13 protein-coding genes are annotated in these 18,659 nt (G+C 37.4%); 4 read left to right on the top strand and 9 right to left on the bottom strand.

Annotation, left to right across the window (positions count from 1 at the left end; all coding sequences use genetic code 11):
• Positions 1-1,460 precede the first annotated feature (1,460 nt).
• From Q0794_RS09700 to Q0794_RS09690, 3 genes are all read left to right on the top strand, one after another.
• Positions 1,461-2,414, top strand: a complete 954-nt coding sequence (locus Q0794_RS09700; RefSeq protein ID WP_298941520.1) for a tRNA-dihydrouridine synthase — start codon at positions 1,461-1,463, stop codon at positions 2,412-2,414.
• Positions 2,415-2,790: 376 nt separating this feature from the next.
• Entirely contained in the window at positions 2,791-3,789 is a 999-nt protein-coding gene (locus Q0794_RS09695; RefSeq protein WP_298941519.1) for a response regulator, read from the top strand.
• Positions 3,789-4,745 carry a diguanylate cyclase gene (locus Q0794_RS09690; RefSeq protein WP_298941518.1) on the top strand — a complete coding sequence of 319 codons (957 nt, stop codon included), beginning with the start codon at positions 3,789-3,791 and terminating at the stop codon, positions 4,743-4,745. The genes Q0794_RS09695 and Q0794_RS09690 overlap by 1 nt, the downstream gene beginning before the upstream one ends.
• 228 nt (positions 4,746-4,973) lie before the next feature.
• Here the strand turns inward: Q0794_RS09690 and Q0794_RS09685 are convergent, their stop codons facing one another.
• The 9 genes from Q0794_RS09685 to Q0794_RS09645 all read right to left on the bottom strand — a co-directional run bounded on the left by Q0794_RS09685 (position 4,974) and on the right by Q0794_RS09645 (position 16,409).
• The gene (locus Q0794_RS09685; RefSeq protein ID WP_298941517.1) at positions 4,974-5,939 is read right to left on the bottom strand and encodes a phosphate ABC transporter substrate-binding protein PstS family protein; all 966 of its coding nucleotides are present in this window, start codon (positions 5,937-5,939) and stop codon (positions 4,974-4,976) included.
• Between the two features lie 246 nt (positions 5,940-6,185).
• Positions 6,186-7,979: a DUF3466 family protein gene (locus tag Q0794_RS09680; protein ID WP_298941516.1), complete on the bottom strand. Its 1,794-nt coding sequence runs from the start codon at positions 7,977-7,979 to the stop codon at positions 6,186-6,188.
• Between the two features lie 7 nt (positions 7,980-7,986).
• Positions 7,987-9,897: an ABC transporter ATP-binding protein gene (locus tag Q0794_RS09675; protein WP_298941515.1), complete on the bottom strand. Its 1,911-nt coding sequence runs from the start codon at positions 9,895-9,897 to the stop codon at positions 7,987-7,989.
• Positions 9,898-9,974: 77 nt separating this feature from the next.
• On the bottom strand, positions 9,975-10,205 hold the full coding sequence (locus tag Q0794_RS09670; protein WP_298941514.1) for a glutaredoxin family protein: 231 nt from the start codon (positions 10,203-10,205) through the stop codon (positions 9,975-9,977).
• A gap of 34 nt (positions 10,206-10,239) precedes the next feature.
• Positions 10,240-12,525 carry a bifunctional 23S rRNA (guanine(2069)-N(7))-methyltransferase RlmK/23S rRNA (guanine(2445)-N(2))-methyltransferase RlmL gene (rlmKL, locus tag Q0794_RS09665; protein WP_298941513.1) on the bottom strand — a complete coding sequence of 762 codons (2,286 nt, stop codon included), beginning with the start codon at positions 12,523-12,525 and terminating at the stop codon, positions 10,240-10,242.
• Between the two features lie 207 nt (positions 12,526-12,732).
• Positions 12,733-14,082: an 8-oxoguanine deaminase gene (locus Q0794_RS09660; RefSeq protein ID WP_298941512.1), complete on the bottom strand. Its 1,350-nt coding sequence runs from the start codon at positions 14,080-14,082 to the stop codon at positions 12,733-12,735.
• 316 nt (positions 14,083-14,398) lie between these two features.
• A complete protein-coding gene (udk, locus tag Q0794_RS09655) occupies positions 14,399-15,037 on the bottom strand; it encodes a uridine kinase (protein ID WP_298941511.1) in 639 nt (212 codons plus the stop codon).
• Between the two features lie 130 nt (positions 15,038-15,167).
• Positions 15,168-15,524, bottom strand: a complete 357-nt coding sequence (locus Q0794_RS09650; RefSeq protein ID WP_298941510.1) for a VanZ family protein — start codon at positions 15,522-15,524, stop codon at positions 15,168-15,170.
• Between the two features lie 21 nt (positions 15,525-15,545).
• On the bottom strand, positions 15,546-16,409 hold the full coding sequence (locus Q0794_RS09645; RefSeq protein WP_298941509.1) for a DnaJ C-terminal domain-containing protein: 864 nt from the start codon (positions 16,407-16,409) through the stop codon (positions 15,546-15,548).
• Positions 16,410-17,116: 707 nt separating this feature from the next.
• Between Q0794_RS09645 and Q0794_RS09640 the strand changes: the two genes are divergently transcribed.
• A complete protein-coding gene (locus Q0794_RS09640) occupies positions 17,117-18,637 on the top strand; it encodes a catalase (protein WP_298941508.1) in 1,521 nt (506 codons plus the stop codon).
• Positions 18,638-18,659: the final 22 nt, after the last annotated feature.

Raw genomic sequence — 18,659 nt, 5'->3', positions numbered from 1 at the left:
TTTAATCATTAACGCTTTTTACTTTAAAGAACTTAAGCAACCACGAAGCGCTACGCTTCACTAAGGACACGAAGGAAAACCAATATAATTTGGTCATTAATGCTTTTGACTTAACCTTCTCCACCCTTCGTGGTTAATTGCTTTTGATTTTAAAAAAGACAACACAACAGTACAAACAAGCAGGCTAAAGCATGCGCCCCAAGGTCAAAAAATGATTCGTTCTTAAAGTAATAATAGCCAGTAGGGTTTAATCAATAGCGCTTTTGATTTTAAAAAACACAATCGGCCACGAAGCGCTGCGCTTCACAAAGGACATGAAGAAAAACCAGGATCATTTGGTCCTTAATGTTTTGACCTAACCTTCTCTACCCTTCGTGCCTTCGTGGTTAATTGCTTTTGACTTTAAAAAACTTAAGCAACCATGAAGTGCTGTGCTACACGAAGGGCTCGAAGGAAAATAAAACACAAACAAGCAGGCTGAAGCATACGCCCCAAGGTCAAAAAATGATTCGATCTTAAAGTAATAGTAGCCAGTATGGTTTAATCATTAACGCTTTTGACTTTAAAAAACTTAAGCAACCACGAAGCGCTACGCTTCACTAAGGACACGAAGGAAAACCAATATAACTCTGTCATTAATGTTTTGACCTAACCTTCTCTACACGAAGGGCATGAAGAAAAACCAAAGAATGAACAAGTTATTTATTATCTTCTTATCCCAAGTACATTAAAAGACAACAGTACAGTACAGTACAAACAAGCAGGCTGAAGCATGCGCCCCAAGGTCAAAAGATACTTTGCCCTTAAAGTAATAGTAGCAAGTAAGCTTTAATCATCAATGCTTTTGTCTTAACCTTCTCCATCCTTCGTGGTTAATTGCTTTTGATTTTAAAAAGCTTAAGCAACCACGAAGCGCTGCGCTTCACTAAGGACACGAAGGAAAAACCAAAGAATGAATAAGTTATTTATTACCTTCTTATTCCAAGTAGATGAAAAGACAACACAACAATACAAACAAGCAGGCTAAAGCATGCGCCCCAAGTTCAAAAAATGATTCGTTCTGAAAGTAATAGTAGCCAGTAGGGTTTAATCATTAACGCTTTTGGCTTTAAAAAACTTCAGCAACCACGAAGCGCTGCGCTTCACTAAGGACACGAAGGAAAAACCAAAGAATGAACAAGTTATTTATTACCTTCTTATTCCAAGTAGATGAAAAGACAACACAACAGTAAAAGCAAGCAGGCTGAAGCATGCGCCCCAAGGTCAAAAGATGATTCGTTCTTAAATTACTATTAGCCAATATGGTTTAATCATTAATGCTTTTGACTTTAACTATTCATAAACCTCTAACGAGAGATAAGGTATTTATTTCTGCTTATACTTATTTTTGCTTATCTTATATAAAGGGAGCAGGTATAATCCGCGCTCTTTAATTTCTCCATAACTACACGAGAACACTCATGCATATAACGCTTGCTCCAATGGAAGGTGTGATGGACTTCCACATGCGCCAATTTTTAACCCAACTTGGCGGGATCGATCGTTGTGTTACTGAGTTTGTTCGTGTTGTTGAATTACCGTTGCCCTCACGTGTTTTTTACCGCTTATGCCCTGAATTACATAATGCCAGCCGTACTGAATTTGGGACGCCTGTTCGCGTTCAGTTATTAGGCCAAGACCCTCAATGTTTAGGAATGAACGCAGCTCGCGCTATTAAACTAGGCTCTGACGGAATTGATTTAAACTTTGGTTGTCCGGCTAAAACGGTAAATAAAAGTCGTGGTGGTGCAGTGTTATTAAAAGATCCAGAAGCCTTATATCAAATAGTCAAAACGGTTCGTGAAGCGGTTCCAAGTGAACATGTGGTTAGTGCTAAAATCCGTTTAGGCTATGAAGATAAAAGCTTGGCGATTGAAAATGCACAGGCGATTGCTGAAGCAGGTGCAAGTGAACTGGCCGTACATGCGCGTACTAAAGATGAAGGTTATAAGCCCCCTGCTCATTGGCATTGGATTAAAAAAATAAAAGACGCTATCGATATTCCTGTGATTGCGAATGGTGATATTTTTAGTTTTGAAGATGCACAGCGTTGTATTGAAATAAGTGGCTGTGACCATTTAATGATTGGGCGCGGTGCAATGGCCGTACCTAATCTGTCTAATGTACTTAAAGGTTTAGAAGCACCCTATACTTGGTTACAAAACTTAGAGATGATGGAACAGTATTATCAATGGTTACGGGTGATTGAGGACAAAGAAAAATTTATGCCTAGTCGTATTAAGCAGTGGTTAATGTTTATGAAAATGCAACATGTACAAGCTGACCCGTTCTTACAATCCGTAAGAGCCATTCGTAACCCTGATGAAATGTTAATGGCATTACAACAAGCACAACAAGTTGAGTCTGAAAAATAAGCTATCATGCATTCAATAAAAGCTTAGCAATAAAGTTCTGTAATAAAACTCTGTAATAAAAAACGCATAAAAGTGGGCAAGAAGCACCACTCTCCTCTTTTATTAAAATCAGTGTGACGGTAACGCTAAGTCACTTTCTATTATCACTTAATTTTATAGTGATGATTGGGCAACATAGGCTTGTTTTATGTAAACCATCGACTTTATTCTTTGTGTTTTAAATCTACTTCTCAATAAATCTACAAAAGCATTTAAAATCAGTTCTATTTTGTCATCATTAGCCTACTCTTATGGTAGTAGAAAAATGATACGTACTTTAAACTAGTATGACCATCTCTGTGCTTTTGCACTATTGCAGACATATAATAGGAATAATATGCCTTTACCCATTTTAATTTGTGATGATTCTGCATTAGCCAGAAAACAAATTGCTCGCTCATTACCCAAAGATTGGGATATTAACGTCAATTTTGCTGAGAATGGCAAGATTGGTTTAGAAGCGATTCGCCAAAAGAAAGGCGATATCGTATTCCTTGATTTGAATATGCCGATTATGGATGGCTATCAAGTATTAGAAGAAATTCAACGAGATGATTTACCAGCGATTGTTATTGTTATCTCAGGGGATATTCAACCTGAAGCGCATCGTCGAGTAAAAGAATTAGGTGCGATGGATTTTATAGAAAAACCGATCAACAACGCCAAACTAATTGCCATCCTTGAGCAATATGGCATTTATAAGCCAGGCAGCCACAACTCACTTTCAAGCCCAGAAAACTTAGAAAAAGTCAGTATTCGCGAAGCACTGCAAGAGGTTGCTAATATTGCAATGGGTCGAGCGGGCGATTTATTAGGGCGATTATTAGATGTTTTTATTTTGCTCCCCGTCCCTAATGTAAATACCTTTGAAAGCAGCGAGTTACATATGGCGCTGACGAATATCGCCAAAGATAATACGGTTTCAGCAGTCACTCAGGGGTTTATTAGCTCAGGTATCAGCGGCGAAGCGATTGTTATTTTCCACGACTCAAATTTTGATGAAATGACTAAGTTACTGAAATATGAAAATATGATCAGTGACCATTTAGAACTTGAGGTCATGAATGATATTTCTAACATTTTGGTGGGTGCTTTTTTAAATGGTTTAGCAGAGCAGTTAGATATTCAATTTAGTCAAGGGCAGCCTAGCGTTTTAGGGCAACATGGAAAAGTCGAAGACTTAATTAAGAGTCGCCAAAAAGACTGGCAAAAAACGCTTACCATCGAAGTTAGTTATAGCATTCAAGAGCACGACATCAAGTGTGAGCTACTGCTTTTATTTACTGAAGAATCAATTAAAGTCATTCAACATAAAATAGGATACCTCTTAGACTAATGAGTACAACAATAGAATTAAAAGATATCCATTGGCTTATAGATATGGTGCATAGCATAGACGTAGGCATTGTGATCATCGATAAAGACTTCAGTGTCAAAGTTTGGAATGGCTTTATGGAAAACCATTCTGGTTTTTTAACCACGCATATGATGGATAAAAAAATCACCGACGTGTTTACCAGCATTCCTGAAGACTGGTTACAACAGAAAGTTAAGAGCGTCTGTTTATTAAAAAACAAAGCGTTTACTACTTGGGAACAACGCCCGTACTTATTTAAATTCAAAAGTTACCGCCCTATTACCAGTAACGCCGAATTTATGTATCAGAATATTACGTTTATACCGTTAACTAATATTCAAGGTGAAGTCACACAAATCTGTATGATTGTTCATGATGTCACCGATATTGCTATATCTAAACAGGCATTCCAGAAAGCCAATGCAAAACTGACTCTTTTAAGCCAAACAGATACGTTAACCCAATTATATAACCAAGGTTATTGGCGTGAACGATGTGCGAGTGAATTCATGAGCCATAAAAATTCTGGGAGGATAGCCTCAATGATCATCTTGGATATTGATCACTTTAAAGTTGTAAATGACACTTATGGCCACCCTTTTGGTGATGAAGTCCTTAAAGGGATTGCTGATGCGATACGTGATAAGAGCAAGAAGCAAGATATTACAGGACGTTTTGGTGGTGAAGAGTTTACATCTTTATTAATTGATACTGATTTAGAATCTGCCAAATTAGTCGCTGAGCGACTTCGTAAGGCTATTGAAGCGATACATTTTGAATACCAAGGAACCGTGGTTAAAGTGACTGCAAGCTTTGGTATTGCTCAAATCACCCCCTCTATTACAGATCATAAGAAGCTAATTGAAGTCGCTGATTTGGGCTTATATATTGCAAAAAACAATGGCCGTAATCAAATTGGCATTAGCGAGCATTAAGGTTAGTTATTGACAGTCTCCAATAGATGTTTGTCAGTAACCTACAATGATGATTAATGAAAGCGTCGTTAGTTTTGCGTAGCTCAAGGTGAATGATTGAAGTAATAACAGGTTATTTAGTATAAAAACAAAAACAGCGCTAGAAAGCGCTGTTTTATTGATAACTTAAAGTGTCTTCGTGACTATTTAATAGGCTTCAGCCACTTTAAGAATCACTTTCTAGACAAATTATAAGCCTAATTTAGCCAGTTCTTTTTCTACTACAGAAACTGGTAGTGGAATGTAACCATCTTTTTTCACAATCCCTTGACCTTGTTCAGATAACATTAGTTTAATGAACTCAGCTTGTAATGGAGATAGTGGTTTGTTTGGATGCTTGTTTACGTAAACATATAGGAAACGAGATAGCGGGTATTTACCAGTAATTGCGTTATCCATTGTTGCTTCAATAAATGGACCACCTTTCTTAGAAAGCGCAACCGCTTTAACACCAGCAACTTTGTAACCAATACCAGAGTAACCAATAGAGTTTAATGAAGATGCAACAGACTGTACTACAGAAGCAGAACCAGGTTGTTCATTAACAGAGTTTTTAAAGTCACCTTTACACAGTGCTTTTGATTTAAAGTAACCATAAGTACCTGATACAGAGTTACGACCAAATAATTGGATATCTTTCTCTGCCCAGTTACCGTCTAAACCAACATCAGCCCAACGAGTCGCGTTTTTATCATTACCACATTTTTGAGTTGAAGAGAAGATAGCATCAACTTGCTTAATTGATAAACCTTCAATTGGGTTATCTTTATTGACGAATACAGCAAGTGCATCAATAGCAACACGAACTTCCGTTGGTTTGTAACCGTAACGTTTTTCGAATGCTTCGATTTCTTTAGACTTCATTTGACGACTCATTGGGCCGAACTGAGAAGTACCTTCAGTAAGAGACGGTGGAGCAGTTGAAGAACCTGCTGCTTGGATTTGAATGTTGATATTTGGGTATTGACGTTTAAACTCTTCAGCCCAAAATGTCATCATGTTTGCTAATGTATCAGAACCAACAGATGAAAGGTTACCAGAAATACCACTTACTTTAGTGTAAGTTGGTAAAGCATGATCTGCTGCAAGAACAGGCGTTGAAATTAATGACGCAGTACCTAAAGTAACCGCTGCTGCTAACATTTTAAGTTTCATTCAAAACTCCATTTTCTACTAAGTTAATTTAATTTTTTGTATTTCATTAATTTGTTATTTAACAAAATATTCATTACGCTTCGTAGCGATGTTGCTTAATATGAAGCCTAAGTGTGACACTTTCATTACAATTGAATCATTTTATTCATATTATGATTATAAAAACAAAAAAATCTTATTACCGCTAAGTAATAAGCCTTTCAAATCATAGAGTTGATAACTTTAAATCGTTACCTAGGTATTTTGTTATTTATTACTTTTGAATCGACGTATTAACATCAATGGTAAAGCAAATAACCATAACCAGTAACTTGCGCCACCACTGTAAGTATCGTCATCAGATGACAATGCTTCTGAATCCCAACAGTTAGGGCTTTCATCAGGCTCTGAATCAGCATCAGGTGTTAACATAACAAAAATAGCTGTCGCATCAACAAGGTTAGTATAGTTACTAATACTGCTGTATTGATAACCTTCCGCTAACACAACACCGTCATCGTTGATTGCTGTTGCACTTTGTAAACGAATTAATGGATGTGATACAACACCATCTTCATCTTGAGTACACAGTAAATCTTCGATATACCAGCTATCTCCAGTACTATTGTCATATAGGAATGCACTTTGTGTACGCGCACTCCCACCTACTGTAGGGTCCGTCTCATCGTAAGCATCTGCTTTACCGACCACAAGCCCCTCATTATTCATGTCGTAACCGCGACTGTTCGCACCAGTGCTAGACGCGCTAGTGCCTGCTAAACGTTGTTTAGTGGTTAAGACTATTTTATTTAAAAATGGAAAAGTAACGCTATCGTCATCAATATCATAAATAAACATTTCAATAGGTCTGCTAACATTTTTAGACACGGCATACTGACGATTACCCATCACGATATCATCTTCATCTGTGATCGTTTGAGCCCATGTATTGTATAGAGTATCATCTTGGTCACTCACACCAGAAGTTGCTTTAGTTAGCTCCGTTGGTTCGCTATAAGCGCCATCGTCATCAGGCGTCATGATAATAGCACGCTGACGAGCTCCTTGAGCGCTATCTGAATGCTCATAAGATGAAACACCAACGGCAATACCAGAATCATTAATATCGAATGCAGCAGCACTATAAGTAACATCACTGCTAGAATCACGGTCTTCATTATCATCTAGCCATTCCGATGCTAATTCAAACCCTTCGATCTCAGTTGCACTATCATCGTACTCCCAAGCCCATGCTTGCGTATCAAAACCAGGACAATAAACTAGATAGTTAAGATCATCGACATCGGTTTCATCACCTTCGTTGTAACAAAGATCAAAGTAATCGGTATCACCACCAGCAAATGATTTACTCGCATTACCCACGATGAGGGTTTTAGTATCGCCGTTTTCATAAGTAACATCACGCATGCGATAAGCACTACTAAAACCACCGTCGTCATCATCAAAAGCGGTTGGAATAAGTGAAATAGTGGCATAAGTCGTACTAGTATCGATGATAAAAGCTCTGCGAACGTAATCACGTTCACCATCAGTATAAGGAGCAGAGCCGTAACCAACAGCAAAACTGCTACCTAAAAAACTAGAATCAACTACATCAGTAATTTTAACTTCGGTATCGTCATCAAATCCTTCTATTTTAACGTTATTAGTTGCGCCCATCGTGTAGCTTTCAGGATCAAGAACACCTTGATCCATTTCAGCCATGGCAGTACGCCAAGCTTGATAGCCATTTTCATAACTTAAATCGGTTGAATTTTCACTACCGTAGTAGATCTCTTCACACACATCATCAGCATAGAAACATGCTTGATTAAAGGTAAAAGGCAGACCAATATCAATATCTTGGTCAAGATCTGACTTTAATGCGAAGACACTAAAAGTACTTCCTTCTTCAGTTAACCCTGTAGCATAAGGACCATAATTACTACCCGTTGTATCAGGTTCAATAATTTCATATTCATAATAAGAAGTTAATGTAGTCGCATAAGCGCTACTAGCTGAAAGCAATGCAGCTAGTGAGATACTTTTAGTATATTTCATCTGAAAATCATTCTCCGTTTTGTAATTCGTCCAACTCTTCCCAACGCATAAAAGCAGTTTCTAGTTTTTGTTCTGTTTCTGCTAATAACGCTAAGAATTGGTCGGCTTCTTTTTTGTCTTTAGTAAAAAATTCAGGTGTATTGATGGTTGCCTGTAAACTTTCTACTTGCTCTTCTAACTGTTCTAAAACAAGCGGCAAACCATCTAGTTCAAGTTGAACTTTATAAGATAATTTTTTCTTTTTAGGTGCATTAACCACAGCCTTTGCCACTTTACCTGGCGTTGGTTTTTCTTCTTTTACTGCTTGTAAAGGTGCTTCACTTTGTTGCTTATGACGAACAGCATCACTATAACCACCAACAAATTGTTGAATATTACCATTGCCATCAAAGAACCAAGTATGCGTTACGGTGTTATCAACGAAACTACGGTCATGACTTACTAGCAGTAAAGTGCCCTGATAATTGGCTAATAGTTCTTCCAATAACTCGAGTGTTTCGACATCCAAATCATTGGTCGGTTCATCTAAAATCAAGAAATTACTTGGCTTCAGAAATATTTTAGCTAATAGAAGACGGTTTTTTTCACCTCCAGATAGCGCTTTTACTGGTGTACGAGCACGATCTGGGTGAAATAAGAAGTCTTGCAAATAGCCTAAAACATGACGTTTATTACCATTAATTTCAACTTCTTGTTTACCTTCTGCAAGGTTATCGACTACGGTTTTTTCTGGATCTAATGCATCACGGTATTGATCGAAGTAAGCCACTTCTAATTTAGTACCACATTTAACAGTACCTTGATCAGGTTCGATACTACCAAGTAGTAGTTTTAACAGCGTACTTTTACCACAACCATTTCGACCCACTAATGCGATTTTATCACCACGCATGATCGTTGTTGAAAAGTCACGCACAATCAATAAATCATCGTAACTATATGTTAATGAATCTGTTTCGAAAATAATTTTACCTGAGCGCGCCGCTTCATCAACAATGATTTTAGCTTTACCTTGTACATTAGTACGTTCTGAACGCTCTTGACGTAATGATTTAAGTGCACGGACACGACCTTCGTTACGTGTTCTACGTGCTTTAATGCCTTGTCTTATCCAGGTTTCTTCAATCGCTAACTTACGGTCGAACTCAGCATTTTGTTCATCTTCAACACGTAACGCTTCTTCTTTAGCGATTAAGTACTCTTCGTAACCGCCCGGCCATGAACTTAATTTACCACGGTCAATATCAACAATACGTGTTGCTAATCGACGAATAAATTCACGGTCATGACTGATAAAGATAATTGAACCTTGGAAAGAAATTAGGAATTGCTCAAGCCACTCAATCGTCCCAACGTCTAAATGGTTAGTCGGTTCATCAAGTAACAATAAATCAGGGTCGTTGACTAACGCTTTAGCTAGCGCCACTTTACGCAACCAGCCACCTGATAATTGATCTAATGTAATTTCAGGGTCAATACCTAAGCGGTCTAAGATTTGATTGATTTTAGAATCAAGTTGCCATGCATCTAACTGGTCAACTTGTTCTTGTAATTTTTGTAATTTATTAAGTTGTTTTTCACTACAGTCTTCTGCAATGATGCTTAATTGTTCATGGTATTGGCTTAATACTTTACCCGCATTTTCCATACCAGAGGCAACGAAATCATAAGCACTCATGGTGCTCGCCGTTGGGGGATCTTGCTCTAAACGAGCGACTTTTACGTCATTATTAATTAATAATGAACCATCATCTAATTGAATACGACCATCTAATACTTTTAATAGTGTCGATTTACCTGCGCCATTTCGGCCGACTAAACAAACACGTTCATTCGGTTCAACAACCATGTTAGATTTATTTAATAATGCACCGCCACCAAAGGCTAGCTCTGCGTTATGTAATGTTAATAATGCCACGTTGACTCACTCTTGTTTGATGTACATATTTTATAATATCGCCAGTTAAATTAAGGTTAAGATAAACCGCGACCACCCTACTTTTTGTAGGATAAAAATTGTTCAATTTTATAATAGTCAAAAGGCCAATCTAAGTATTGGCCTTTTTCATTTTCTAATACTGGAATACGTGTGCCAAATAAAGTCACCAAGTCTTGTTTAAAGACAATATCAACTAATTGATAGTCGACTTGGCATTGCGTTAACAATGCCATTGCTTGGTCACAAAGATGACAACCATCAGTATGGTATAGAATACATAAACTCATGGTTTATTGGTTCTTTTTCATTCTTAATTTAGCTTTAGCTATGTTTAGTTAGTAACCAACATTGATGGATTTTTTCATTACCTTTAAAGTCTTCAGGTATTGATGCTTTGCTAATATCTTTAACATAAAAACCAAGTGCTTTAATCGCTTCAATATCGAGTTTAAAACCACGTTTGTTGTTAGAGAAAATAATCTCACCGTTAGGGTTAACACGCTCACTTGCCGATGTTAGCAATGCCACATGATCGTCTTGCACATCAAACACATCACTCATACGTTTTGAGTTTGAAAATGTTGGCGGATCAATAAAGATAAGGTCATACATTTCATGCGCATGTTGTAACCATTTAATGCAATCCTGTTGGATAAACTCATGGTTACCTTTAATGCCATTTTCTAGGAAGTTTTCTTGTCCCCAGTTTAGGTACGTATTAGACATATCAACACTAGTCGTTGATTTAGCACCACCTAACGCAGCATGAATTGAAGCGGTTGCGGTGTAACAAAATAGGTTTAAGAAGTCTTTACCTTCTGCCATTTTACCAATACGTAAACGCGTTGGACGATGATCTAAGAATAAGCCAGTATCTAGATAATCTTGTAGATTAACAATGATTTTTGCAGGACCTTCTTGTACCACTAAACGTTGTTTTTTACTGTCTAACTTTTCATACTGCTGGCGCCCTTTCTGACGTTCACGTACTTTAATGATCAATTGATCATCGTTTAAATCTAATAGGTAACGTGTTGTAGACACAATATCTAAGAAACGGCGACGCACTTTTTGTGCATCAATCTCTTTCGGGGCACGGTATTCTTGAATAATTAAATATTCGTTATAACGGTCAATCGCGACATTGTATTCAGGTAAATCAGCATCGTATAAACGGTAACACTGGATATTCTCGCGTTTAGCCCATTTGTCTAAACGTTTCATATTTTTTAATAAACGATTCGCAAAATCTTCAGCGTAAATAGCTGGTTTAATCTGCTTCACTTCTTTAAATACTAACTCTGACTCAGACTCTTCAGCCATTGGGAAATCTTGCGTTGGTGTGATGGTTCCCCACGGATTATCGTCTGTTGATTCTTTATAAACCACTTCAGCTGCTTTTGCCTGTTTAGGCTGCTTAGCAGGTTTAGGTGCCTCTTCAACAATCGCCGCCCCTTCAACTAAACGTTTAGGTGAGATTCTGTAGTTTTTAAGTACACACTCAATTGGACCATTAAAGAATTTAAAGCTTTTGCCTGCGCGCATTCCTAAACAACTTAATAGTTCAGTATCCATTGCGAACATACTTAAGTTCCAACCCGCAAATGCTTCTTTAAAGTGATGACCTAATTCAGTATATAAACTGATGGTGTCACTAAAGCCGCCTAAACGTTCTCCGTACGGTGGATTTGAAATTAACAGCCCAGTACTTAATTCTTCAGGAGGTAATACTTTTTTTGCATCTTGTACGCTGAATTCAATTAACTCTGCGACACCAGCGCGTTGTGCATTTTGGCGTGCAATCGCGACCATATCTTTACTTAAGTCAGACGCATAAAAACGTTCAGTACAATCTTTAACAGCACGTTTGCCATAAACTTGTGCGGTTGTTTTTAATGTTTTCCAGGTTTCTGCATCGTGTTTTTTCCACTGCTCAAAACCAAACTTTTCACGTAACGAACCCGGTGCGATATTCAATGACATCATCGCGGCTTCAATAATTAACGTACCAGAACCACACATTGGGTCTAATAACGCTTCGCCTTTCCAACCACTACGTTTAATAATACCAGCGGCTAATGTTTCACGTAACGGCGCTTCACCAGCAATAGTACGGTAACCACGAAGGTGTAATGGTGAACCAGAAAGGTCAATGTAGATTGACGCTTTATCTTTAAATAAACGACCATTAAAACGAATATCTGCATCGCGTTTTTCAACGTTAGGACGTTCATCGAATTTTTTACGGAAGCGATCCACAATGGCATCTTTAATTTTTAAGGCACCAAACTGTGTATTACGAATTTCGTCATTACTACCAGAGAAGTCAATTGAGAATGTTTTATCAATATCAAAGTGTGTTTCCCATGGGATATTGCTACACCCAAGATATAAATCCATTGGGTCAATAACTTTGAACTCGCTTAGTTTAAGCAAGACACGAGAGGCAAAACGAGACCATAAACATACTTGGTAACCTTGCTCTAATGAACCGTCGAAGCTAACACCACCAGCAATTTGCTTAGTATTTTCAATACCAAGATCTTTAAGTTCTACTTCTAATAAAGGCGCAAGCCCTTTCGCGGTGGGGATAAAATAACTGAACATAGACGCTCTCATGCAATTGTTGAATAAAAAAATAGGGCGTATTATACCTTGCTAATGGCATTATCCCTATGAAATTTTCAGCTGTTTATCGTCTATTATTAATCTGTATATTTTGCTGGGTTTGTTTATTCAATTAATCATAAACAAACCCATTTCTCTTCATTATTTTTTATCAATGGGCTTTATATTTCACTACAAAGCAAGTTGCTATACAACAAGGTTAGATGCAGCTTCACGGTGTCGAGTTTGTATTTCATCGATATCACTGTTAATCAACAGCCCCATTTTAACTTTCCACTGTCCAGCAACCATGACATAGTCTGCTTGATGAGCACCACATAAAATTAATGCGGCCAATGGCTCATGAGAACCAGAAAAACGTAATTCATCAAGCTTAAAGAAGGCTAAATCGGCTTGCTTTCCAACGGCTAATTCCCCTATATCATCTCGACCTAATACTTGTGCAGAACCTTTTGTTGCCCAAAATAATGCATCTAAATGAGTGACTTGATCCGCTTGATAACGTAAGCGATTAATCATTAATGCTTGACGAACTTCTTGGATCATATTTGAACCATCATTAGACGCAGATCCATCAACAGCAAGTCCAACGTGCGCACCTGCAGCTTGTAGCTCTTTGGTTCGACAAATACCGGATGCCAGAATCATATTAGAAGAAGGACAATGGGCAATACCTACTTTCGCGTTGCCTAGTCGTTTAATTTCTTCGTCATTAAAATGAATGCCGTGTGCCAGCCATACATCTGAAGACAACCAACCAACAGACTCTAAATAATCAACAGGACGTAAACCAAAGGTTTTCAAACAAAAGCTATTTTCATCTTCAGTTTCTGCCAAATGTGTATGTAAACGCACACCATTTGCACGTGCAAGTTTAGCCGTTTCTTTCATTAAATCGGTCGTAACAGAGAACGGAGAACAAGGCGCTAACGCGAGTTGTACCATCGCGCCGTCACCTTGTTGATGAAACTGGGTGATCACCCGTTGGCAATCATCCAAAATGGCCGCATCGCTTTGTACTGTTGATTGTGGAGGTAAGCCACCATCCTCCTCACCTAAGCTCATAGAACCACGGGTTAGCATCACTCGATTACCTATTAACTTGGCTGCTGACACTTGAATATCAATGGCTTCTGTTAATGCTTCTGGAAAAAGATAATGATGATCGGCAACCGTTGTGCAACCGGACAGCAATAACTCTGATAACCCGAGTTCTGTTGCTGCATGTAACATATCAGGCTGTAATTTCGCCCACACGGGATATAGCGCCTGTAACCAAGGGAATAGACGTTTGTTTAATGCAGCAGGCAAAGCTCTGGTCAGTGTTTGATAAAGATGATGATGCGTATTAATTAAACCAGGTAATAACACATGTTGGCTAGCATCGAAGGTATCGTCGATATGTTGTGTTGGTTCACTATTACTGGCAACCAGTTCAATGATTACGCCATTTTTAATGACAATCCCATTACCGGCATCTTGTTGATTCGCTGTAAAAGTTGAGAGTGGTTTTTTGATCCATAAACTAGTAGACATTGATTCACCTATATAAAAATAGAGCGAACGATAAAAAAGAGGTTTAAAAGCAGCGTCAATGATCATTTGCTCAGTCACCTTATATCGTCGCGATATAATAAATAGCAGTGACTTGCGTGTTAATCTGCTGAGAAATTTTATTCTATCGTGTTATTAGCGGACTTGAAAGATAGAAATAATCTTTTGAGCGTTTTAGGTGAGCAATAATCATGTTTATTAAAATGGAAAATATTTAAACTAAAAACGCCTCAATAATGAAGCGTTTAATTAAGAATAACTTTTAAAATGCTAATTTAAAAAATAGTATTTATAAACGTTATTTATTCAATAAATATTTAATACGTGTTTTTAAAATATCAGTCGCAATACGGTTTTTACCACCACGAGGAATAATGATATCCGCATGTTGTTTTGATGGCTCGATAAATTGTAAGAACATTGGTCTTACTGTCTTCTTATACTGCGCCATCACCGAATCTAACGTTCTCCCACGCTCCATAATATCGCGCGTTAAGCGACGCATTAAACAAATATCTAATGGTGTATCGATAAAAATACTGGCATCAATTTGTGAACGTAATGTTGAATCTGTTAGTAATAAAATACCTTCAATGATGATGATTTTTTTAGGCGATAAATTAATCACTTCGTCAGTGCGGGTATGTTCAGTGTAACTATAAACAGGAATTTCAACAGATTGGTTATGTTGTAGTGATTTTATATGCTGGCATAATAACTGGTGGTCAAAGGCTTTTGGATGATCATAATTGGTTTGTACACGCTCTTCCATTGGCATGTGCGATTGATCTTTATAATAAGCATCTTCAGAAATAATGCCTATTTGATCTGTCCCTAATTCTTGTCGAAGCTCATTACAAATAGTATGTGCAATTAAACTTTTTCCTGAGGCTGATGCCCCTGCAATTGCGATAACGACACAGTGATTTTTATTCAAAATTGACCTTCATAAAATAAATTAAATTTAAAAAAAAGGCTAATAAGTTAGAGAGCTGATAATATTTTTAAGCTTATAAAAACGCTTAAACAATAACTTTCTAATCTATTAACACTTAATATAGATACGTTTAATAAGCTGGATAAAAACGGTTAGTGACATACGCTAATGTTGCGCCACAACTCAATCCGCCAATATTAGCCAACAAATCCAACCATTCACCATAACGGTTCTGATAAGGTTGGATTAATTCGATAGCACCACTCAACATAGTAAATAAGATGACGATAACAACCCAATAATTTGGTTTTTTTAACATCAATGGAAAAATTAAAGCACTATAAGCAATAAAATGATGGCTTTTATCACTACCTGGTACCTCTGGCAATTGTGCCATCGGCGTCAGTGATAAAAACGTAATTATGGTGGCTAATATTAATGATAAAATTACCCAATAATTTCTTATTAGCTGTAGCAATAGCTTCATAAAATAATTTCCAATTATTTCTTAATTCATTATGTCTGCTAATTCAGACAGTAACTGATGTTGACGCTCAGTTAATTCTGTCGGCGTTGGGATAACAACGGTGTAAATTAAATCACCTACTTGATCGCTGTTCATGGCTTTAACACCACGTCCTTTAATTCTAAATTTTCGTCCGACTTGCGTACCAGCAGGAATTTTTAAATTAATATGTCCGGTAAATGTTGAGGCTTTAGCTGTACCACCAACACTTGCGACAGGGAAAGAGGTCACTAAATCACAATAGAGATCATTACCTTTACGTGTGAAAAACTCATGCTCAAGGATGTCAATTTCAACGAACAAATCACCACGAGCAGCACCTAACGTACCTGGGTTACCTTGGCCCGGCACACGAACACGTTGACCTTGATTAATACCCGCGGGTATAACAACCACTAACGGATTGGTCGTATTAGGTAAACGTACTTCTTTATTACAACCATCAACACATTCTTCTAACGTTAATTCTATTTTAAGAATAATATCAGAACCATTTTGTGGCTGAGGGCGACGAGGCTCTTGTCTTTGCTGCTGACGTTGACCAAACATATCGCCAAACATATCGTTAAAATCACCACCACCGCTCTGTCCAAATCCACCGCGTCCACGTGCTTGACCATTTTCAAATGCACTGTGTCCAAAGTCATCGTATTGTTCACGTTTTTCAGGATCATTTAAAATTTCATAGGCCGCTTTCACTTCACGAAATTTTTCTTGTGCAACTGGGTTATCAGGATTTCTATCAGGATGATATTTCATCGCTAATTTTTTATAGGCTTTTTTAATTTCTTTCTCAGATGTTGTTTTAGTCACACCTAATACTTCATAACAATCACGTTTTGACATTCTTTTCTCAATAATTCAATTGTAGTTGCATATTGCACAGCAAAGCGCGCGAATTATAGCTTAACTAATTTAAAATCACATAAAAATTGCTGAATGAAAAAATAAAAAAGGATAAATAAAGTCGTGTTTACATTTATTTATGGTGCATTTTATTTTTTAATAATAATTCAGAGGTTTATCGATAATCAGCCACTTCACTGCCATTAATACAAATAGCACTTTAAAATTTTATAAATAGTTGGAAGTTAAGTTTATCAAGGTCATCCATTTTATTACACTCCCCTTTCTAAGTTATCTTTTGTTAGTTTGCTTAACCTCTTCCAAATCTCTTATTTTATTGCTCACTAAATATGAGCATATAAAACAGATAATATGTTAAATGATCATAGCCACCTTTATATTAATAATGTAGAAGACTGCCAGTAAGAACCTATTAAACTCAATCTCCTTTCAATAGACTAAGATACGACTATTTAATCAATGTTCCCCGTTTTAGATCAACTAAGCGACTGATTAAATTAACTTATGATACTCGCCGTTTATTAATAAATGGCTCATTAAACATATATCTAAAATACATAAAAACTATATAAAAACAACAATCAATCAGCTTTACCTATCGATCGTATCAGTACAAACGTTTTTTCTTTTCACTTAATTCCCCCTACTATCCAAATCACTTATTACAACAACAAGTTAAAAAGGGAATGAATATGAAATCTAAATTAAAGGTACTAGTACCAGCATTAAGTCTTGCAACTGCATTCAGTGTCGGCGCTGAAGTGCTTACAAAAGATAATGGCGCTGCTGTTGGCGACAATCAAAATTCACTTACTGCAGGTCCAAATGGTAGTGTGTTATTAGAAGACGTTCATCTTATTCAAAAATTACAACGTTTTGCGCGTGAACGTATACCAGAACGTGTTGTACATGCTCGTGGTACCGGTGCTCACGGTACATTTGTAGCGTCGACTGATTACAGCGATGTAACAACGGCAGCTCCTTTTGAAAGCAAAGGAAAAGAAACACCTGTATTCGTACGTTTCTCTTCAGTTATTCACCCGTTAGGTAGCCCTGAAACGTTGCGTGACCCTCGTGGCTTTGCAACTAAGTTTTACAGCGATGAAGGTAACTGGGATCTAGTCGGTATCAACTTACCTGTCTTCTTTATTCGAGATGCAATTAAGTTTCCAGACATGGTGCATTCATTAAAGCCTTCTCCGGTAACCAACATCCAAGATCCTAACCGTTTCTTTGATTTCTTCTCAAATGAGCCAGGTTCAACCAGTATGTTAACTCGCGTATTTAGTGACAACGGCACACCCGCTAGTTACCGTGAAATGGATGGTTTTGGTGTTCATGCTTATAAAATGATCAATGATGAAGGCGATGTTAAGTATGTGAAGTTTCATTGGAAAAGTCATCAAGGTATTAAAAACCTAGATGCAGACCAAGTTAAAGCTGTGCAATCAACTGATACACAACATATGACACGTGATTTATACGCGAATATTTCAGAAGGCAACTTCCCTAAATGGGATTTATACATCAAGACGATGAAACCTTCAGATCTAAATAAATTTGCTTATAACCCACTAGATGCAACAAAAGCATGGACTAATATTAAAGAAACAAAAGTCGGCACAATGACGCTTAATAGAGTACCAGACAACTTTTTCCAAGAAACTGAACAAGTTGCGATGGCACCAGCGAACCTTATCCCAGGTATTGAACCATCTGAAGATAGATTGCTACAAGGCCGTATGTTTTCATATGCAGATACACAACTTTACCGTTTAGGTGCTAACCACCAACAATTACCGATTAACCGTCCAAAAGTAGTAGTATTCAACTACAACCAAGGTGGCGTAGGTAACGTGGGTAACACTCAATCTGATATTAACTACCAACCAAACTATGAAGGTGTTACTGAAGATGCAAAAGCACGTCATAGCGAAACACCACTAACAGGGTCAGTACAACAAAAAGCAATCCATAAACAGCTTGATTTTGCACAAGCAGGTGAAGTTTACCGCGCATTCTCTGAACAAGAACGCACAAACTTAATCCGCAACTTATCGGGTGATTTAGGCGCTGTTACTAATAAAGAAACTCAACACAAAATGTTAAGTCACTTTTACAAAGCAGATGCTGAATACGGTACACGTTTAACGAAAGCAGTGAACGGCGATATCGAAAAAGTGAAATCAATAGCTGAAACGTTATAAATTCACGCACGATTAAGTAGGT

The sequence above is a fragment of the uncultured Psychromonas sp. genome, assembly GCF_947489755.1.
Classification (GTDB): Bacteria; Pseudomonadota; Gammaproteobacteria; order Enterobacterales; family Psychromonadaceae; genus Psychromonas.
This window is presented reverse-complemented; position numbering and strand designations above follow the sequence as displayed.